The organism is Pseudomonas sp. 05N434 (genome assembly GCF_056396965.1).
Map to the genome: position 1 here is coordinate 1 of NZ_JBFTMK010000372.1, position 5423 is coordinate 5423.

Consider the following 5423-nt stretch of genomic DNA (forward strand, 5'->3'; position numbering starts at 1 on the left):
GTGTTCGTTGTTGCTGATGATTAGTCCGACTTTTAGGACTATTTTGCTCTAAGGACGCGTTTCGAGCAAAATTTCAGATAAAAGAAAACCCGCACTTGGCGGGTTTTCTTTTATCACTAAAAACGCTTTTAGTTTTTAGGTGCTTCTGGAGCGGCTTCTTTTGCCGCTGCTTCGTTCGATTCAGTCTGAGCTTTGGCAGCTTCAGCGTTTTCTTTTGCCGCCTCGTTCACTTTATCCTGAGCTTCGCTCATTTTTTCCTGAGCTTGCTCTGTATGTTGGGTGGCTTCTTGAGCTTTGTCCTCGGATTTTTTACCGCAAGCGGCGAGACCGAGGGAAGCGGTCAACATCAAGGCAATAGCTAAAGTCTTACGCATGGGGTGTTTCTCCTGATGGAAAATATTTACTGGCCTTTCGAGCACAGCGACCAGGGTTAAGTTCCTTAAATCATTCAGATATATAAGTTTGTTTTGCTACGGAACTTTTACTTAAGAGCCGGCTACTTCGCCCGGACACTAAGGAGCGTTTACCAAATGGCCGAAAACCCCGTTTTTGAGCGTGCGATGCGATTCCTGTCGGCGTTGCGCCATTGTCAGGTACTCGGCATGCGCCTTCACAGCGCCAGCAGCGAAGGACTGACGGTGATTCTGCCGTATAGCCCGCAGATCGTCGGCAACCCGCAAACCGGGGTGATTCATGGCGGTGCGCTGACCTCGCTGATGGACACCGCCTGCGGCATGGCCACCCTCTGCGTGCTGCCTGAGTTCGAAGTCTGCCCGACGCTCGACCTGCGCATCGACTACATGCATGCCGCCGAGCCACACAAAGACGTTTACGGCTTCGCCCAATGCTACCGAGTGACTACTGATGTGATTTTTGCGCGCGGTTTTGCCTATCAGGACGACCCCGAACAGCCCATCGCTCATGTAGTGGGCACCTTCATGCGCATGGGCAAGGGTCTCAAAGGCGCTAAAGGCTTTGGCGGCGCCATTTCCGGAGGTACGAAATGACCGACACGTTCAAGGAGCAGCTTCAACAGGCCCATGCTCAGGGGGACTACGCCGCGCTGCTGCAGCTGATTCCTTACGCCGAGCTGATCGGCGTTGAATGTTCGCGGGTAGGAGATGAGCTGCTGTTTCGTCTGCCGGCCAACAAGGACAACATTGGTAACCCTTTACTGCCAGCGATTCATGGTGGGGTGATTGCCGGGTTCATGGAGCTCTCGGCGGCGCTGCACCTGTTGATTTTCACCGGCTCGCCCGGTGTGCCGAAGATTATCGACTTCTCCCTCGACTACCTGCGCGCGGGGCAGTTTCGCGATACCTGGGCCCGATGCCAGGTTTGTCGTCAGGGGCGGCGGGTGGCAAACGTGGCGATTACCGCCTGGCAAAGCACTGAAGCCGAGCCCATTGCCACGGCCCGGGCCCACTTCAAAATCGAAGAGCCCTTGAAATCCTGATCTAAGCCCCCAACTCTGAGGACAACCCGCCGCCGACCCTCAAGGTCGCGGCCACTGCCATCTGATTGGAGTTTGATGACCATGAGTGTGGAAACTCAAAAGGAAACCCTGGGCTTCCAGACCGAGGTGAAGCAGCTGCTGCACCTCATGATCCATTCGCTGTATTCCAACAAGGAAATCTTCCTTCGCGAATTGATCTCGAACGCCTCTGACGCTGTCGATAAATTACGTTTTGAAGCGCTGGCCAAGCCTGAATTGCTGGAAGGCGGCGCTGAACTGAAAATCCGTGTGAGCTTCGACAAGGACGCTAAAACCGTCACCCTCGAAGACAACGGCATCGGCATGAGCCGTGAAGATGCGGTCACTCACTTGGGCACCATCGCCAAGTCCGGTACCGCCGATTTCATGAAGCACCTGTCTGGTGATCAGAAAAAAGACTCGCACCTGATCGGTCAGTTCGGTGTCGGTTTCTACTCGGCGTTCATCGTCGCCGATAAAGTTGACGTATTCAGCCGCCGTGCCGGCCTCGCTGCCAGCGAAGGTGTGCACTGGTCGTCCAAGGGCGAAGGCGAATTTGAAATCGCCACCGTCGAAAAAGCTGATCGCGGCACCCGTATCGTTCTGCACCTGAAATCCGGCGAAGACGAGTTCGCCGATGGCTGGCGCCTGCGCAACATCATCAAGAAGTATTCCGACCACATCGCCTTGCCGATCGAGTTGCCGAAAGAAGTGGCAGCCGCCGAAGGCGAAGAGAAGCCTGCCGTTGAGTGGGAAACCGTCAACCGCGCCAGCGCCCTGTGGACTCGCCCTCGCACTGAAGTGAAGGACGAGGAATACCAGGAGTTCTACAAGCACGTCGCTCACGATTTCGAAAACCCGCTGAGCTGGAGCCACAACAAAGTCGAGGGCAAGCTCGAGTACACCTCGCTGCTTTATGTGCCGACCCGTGCTCCGTTCGATCTGTACCAGCGTGAAGCGCCGAAAGGCCTGAAGCTGTACGTGCAGCGCGTGTTCGTCATGGATCAGGCTGAGTCGTTCCTGCCGCTGTACCTGCGCTTCATCAAAGGCGTGGTTGATTCCAACGACCTGTCGCTGAACGTGTCGCGGGAAATCCTGCAGAAAGACCCGATCATCGACTCCATGAAATCGGCGCTGACCAAGCGCGTTCTGGACATGCTGGAAAAACTGGCGAAGAACGAGCCTGAGCAATACAAAGGCTTCTGGAAGAACTTCGGTCAGGTCATGAAAGAAGGCCCGGCAGAAGACTTCGCCAACAAAGAAAAAATTGCCGGTCTGCTGCGTTTCGCGTCCACTCAGGGCGACGACGGTGAGCAGGTTGTAAGTCTGGCCGACTACCTGGCTCGTACCAAGGAAGGTCAGGACAAGATCTACTACCTGACCGGCGAAACCTACGCGCAAGTCAAAAACAGCCCGCACCTGGAAGTTTTCCGCAAGAAAGGCATCGAAGTGCTGCTGCTGACCGACCGTATCGACGAGTGGCTGATGAGCTACCTCAGCGACTTCGACGGCAAGAGCTTTGTCGACGTGGCACGCGGTGACCTGGACCTCGGCAACCTGGATTCGGAAGAAGACAAGAAAGCCGCGGAAGAAGTCGCCAAGTCCAAAGAAGGCCTGGTTGAGCGTCTCAAGACCGCTTTGGGTGAGTCCGTTGCTGAAGTGCGGGTTTCCCATCGCCTGACCGATTCCCCGGCGATTCTGGCCATCGGCGAGCAGGACCTGGGCCTGCAAATGCGTCAGATCCTGGAAGCCAGCGGTCAGAAGGTTCCGGATTCGAAGCCGATCTTCGAATTCAACCCGGCTCACCCGCTGATCGAGAAGCTCGACAACGAGCAGAGCGACGAGCGCTTCGGCGACCTGTCGCACATTCTGTTCGATCAGGCGGCCCTGGCGGCCGGCGACAGCTTGAAAGACCCGGCCGCTTATGTGCGTCGTCTGAACAAGCTGCTGGTTGAACTGTCGGTTTAACCACGTTGTATAAAAACCCGCTTCGGCGGGTTTTTTCATTCTGGTGCTTTTTTACTGGGAGTCAGTCATGAGCCAAATCACTGTTCGATCCGTCGCCTATCAGATCGACGGCCAATCGTATGAAAGCCGTCTGGCCTTCGATGCCGACCATAAAGGCCCGCGTCCGGGTCTGTTGATGGCGCCGAACTGGATGGGCGTCAGCGTCGGCGCCGAGGAGATTGCCAAATCGGTGGCATCCAAGGGTTATGTGGTGCTGATCGCGGATCTGTACGGGCAATCGGTTCGTCCGCAGAACGGCGACGAGGCAGGCGCGGCGATGATGCCGCTGAAGAATGATCGCGCCTTACTGCGCAAACGCATGCAGGCAGCCTTCGAACAACTGCAAGGGCAGGGCGAGGCGGCGGTCGATACCTCGAAACTGGCGACTTTTGGTTTCTGCTTCGGTGGTTGCTGCGCGCTGGAGCTGGCGCGTAGCGGTGCGCCGGTGAAGGCTGCGGTGTCGTTCCACGGTACGCTGGATACGCCGAACGTGAACGATGCGAAAAACATCAAGGGTTCGGTGCTGGTGCTGCATGGCGCTGCCGATCCGCTGGTGCCGAAAGAGCAGCTGCCAGCGTTTGAAGCTGAGATGAATGCCGCCGGTGTGGATTGGCAATTGCTGAGCTATGGCGGCGCGGTGCATTCGTTCACCGACCCGCATGCCAACGTGCCGGGCATGATGATGTATGACGCGAAAACCGCGGCTCGCGCGTTCACGTCGATGCATAACTTGCTGGATGAAGTGTTCAAGGGTTGATTGCTGCTCTCGGTCCGGACGATGATCGTTCCCACGCTCTGCGTGGGAATGCCTCTAGGGGCGCTCGCGGCGTGGGAACGATCAGCCTATCAGTTACAGGGGCGTTGGCGGGCTTCGGTGTTTCGGCAACTCAATCCGCTCACTTTCCCCCGGCACCGTCGGCCAATCCCCGGCCGCCCAGCGCCGACGTGCTTCATCAATCAACGCCGGATCACTGGCCACGAAGTTCCAGTTGATCCGTCGTGGCCCGTCCAGTGGCGCTCCGCCAAACAGCACGGCATGGCAGTCACTCTCGGCGAACAGCGTCATCTCTTCCCCGGCCGGCAGCACTACTAGCGTGTAGGGCTCCAGCAGCTCGCCATCAAGCTGCGCCTCGCCGCTCAACACATACAGCGCCCGTTCTTCATGCTCGGTGGGAATCAGCAGCGTGGTCGCCGTTTGCAGGTTCAATTCGGCATACAGCGTAGGCGAAAGCACCGGGACCGGTGATTCAAGGCAAAAGCCCTTCCCGGCGATCATTCGTATCTTCACGCCAAGGTTTTCGCTGGCGGGCAGCGTGGCTGCTGGATGGTGGCTGTAGTGTCCTGGGCCGTGCTCACGGTCCTTGGGCGAAGCCAGCCAGATCTGTAAGCCGTGCATCGTACCGCCACTGTTCTTCAAGGCTTCGGGCGTGCGTTCGACGTGGGCAATCGCACTGCCGGCGGTCATCCAGCTGACATCGCCGGCATTCACCACCTGATCGGAACCGAGGCTGTCCTTGTGCTGGATTTGCCCTTCGAACAGGTAGGTGAGGGTGGACAGCCCGATGTGCGGATGCTGACGGATGTCCATGCCTTTGCCCGGTGGATAACCCGACGCCGGTCAGTGGGATGCCCTTCTTCTTCGCATACAGTTTCAGGGTCAGGGCCTTGCAGGCGCCGAGGGCCGCGTCGAAATAGTCATGGGGCTCTGGCGCGGTGCCTTCGCCACCGGACGACTTGGGAACATCGGCAAACAGTTCATGGTCATCGATCTGGACGCTGTGACGAAAACCTTCGGCGGAGACAGTATTGACGGTAACAGTCATGGGAAACCTCGCAGGGATCAGGAAAAGTCATTCGATCAAAAAAGACCCTGAATTTATAGAGTATTCCTTCACGTTCGCGTTCCTATTTCTTGCCGGACGATTTGGCCACAGCTCAAAGT

General features: G+C 57.2%; 5 protein-coding genes and 2 pseudogenes. 4 read left to right on the forward strand and 3 right to left on the reverse strand.

All coding sequences use genetic code 11. The annotated features are described in order from the left end of the window. Nucleotides 1–128: 128 nt before the first annotated feature. A complete protein-coding gene (locus AC1DLB_RS20895; RefSeq protein ID WP_064619386.1) occupies nt 129–374 on the reverse strand; it encodes a hypothetical protein in 246 nt (81 codons plus the stop codon). Between the two features lie 156 nt (nt 375–530). Here AC1DLB_RS20895 and AC1DLB_RS20900 point away from each other — a divergent pair, with 156 nt between their 5' ends. The 4 genes from AC1DLB_RS20900 to AC1DLB_RS20915 all read left to right on the forward strand — a co-directional run bounded on the left by AC1DLB_RS20900 (nt 531) and on the right by AC1DLB_RS20915 (nt 4238). Next, nucleotides 531–1007: a PaaI family thioesterase gene (locus AC1DLB_RS20900; protein WP_111454373.1), complete on the forward strand. Its 477-nt coding sequence runs from the start codon at nt 531–533 to the stop codon at nt 1005–1007. Then, on the forward strand, nt 1004–1456 hold the full coding sequence (locus tag AC1DLB_RS20905) for a PaaI family thioesterase (RefSeq protein WP_019579626.1): 453 nt from the start codon (nt 1004–1006) through the stop codon (nt 1454–1456). The genes AC1DLB_RS20900 and AC1DLB_RS20905 overlap by 4 nt, the downstream gene beginning before the upstream one ends. Before the next feature lie 81 nt (nt 1457–1537). Further along, nucleotides 1538–3442 carry a molecular chaperone HtpG gene (htpG, locus tag AC1DLB_RS20910; RefSeq protein WP_064621333.1) on the forward strand — a complete coding sequence of 635 codons (1905 nt, stop codon included), beginning with the start codon at nt 1538–1540 and terminating at the stop codon, nt 3440–3442. 67 nt (nt 3443–3509) lie between these two features. Continuing rightward, complete coding sequence (locus tag AC1DLB_RS20915; RefSeq protein ID WP_086945838.1) at nt 3510–4238, forward strand: dienelactone hydrolase family protein; 729 nt, start codon at nt 3510–3512, stop codon at nt 4236–4238. 93 nt (nt 4239–4331) lie between these two features. Here AC1DLB_RS20915 and AC1DLB_RS20920 read toward each other — a convergent pair. Together AC1DLB_RS20920 and AC1DLB_RS20925 are read right to left on the reverse strand one after the other, a co-directional pair. Beyond that, a pseudogene (locus AC1DLB_RS20920) lies at nt 4332–5087 on the reverse strand (pirin family protein); the annotation flags it as partial. After that, nucleotides 5088–5304 (reverse strand): annotated as a pseudogene (locus AC1DLB_RS20925) (OsmC family protein); the annotation flags it as partial. Nucleotides 5305–5423 lie beyond the last annotated feature (119 nt).

Coding starts and splice junctions, on each gene's coding strand:
- AC1DLB_RS20905 (WP_019579626.1), top strand. CDS start 1,004: ATGACCGACACGTTCAAGGAGCAGCTTCAACAGGCCCATGCTCAGGGG.
- htpG (WP_064621333.1), top strand. CDS start 1,538: ATGAGTGTGGAAACTCAAAAGGAAACCCTGGGCTTCCAGACCGAGGTG.
- AC1DLB_RS20915 (WP_086945838.1), top strand. CDS start 3,510: ATGAGCCAAATCACTGTTCGATCCGTCGCCTATCAGATCGACGGCCAA.
- AC1DLB_RS20895 (WP_064619386.1), bottom strand. CDS start 374: ATGCGTAAGACTTTAGCTATTGCCTTGATGTTGACCGCTTCCCTCGGT.
- AC1DLB_RS20900 (WP_111454373.1), top strand. CDS start 531: ATGGCCGAAAACCCCGTTTTTGAGCGTGCGATGCGATTCCTGTCGGCG.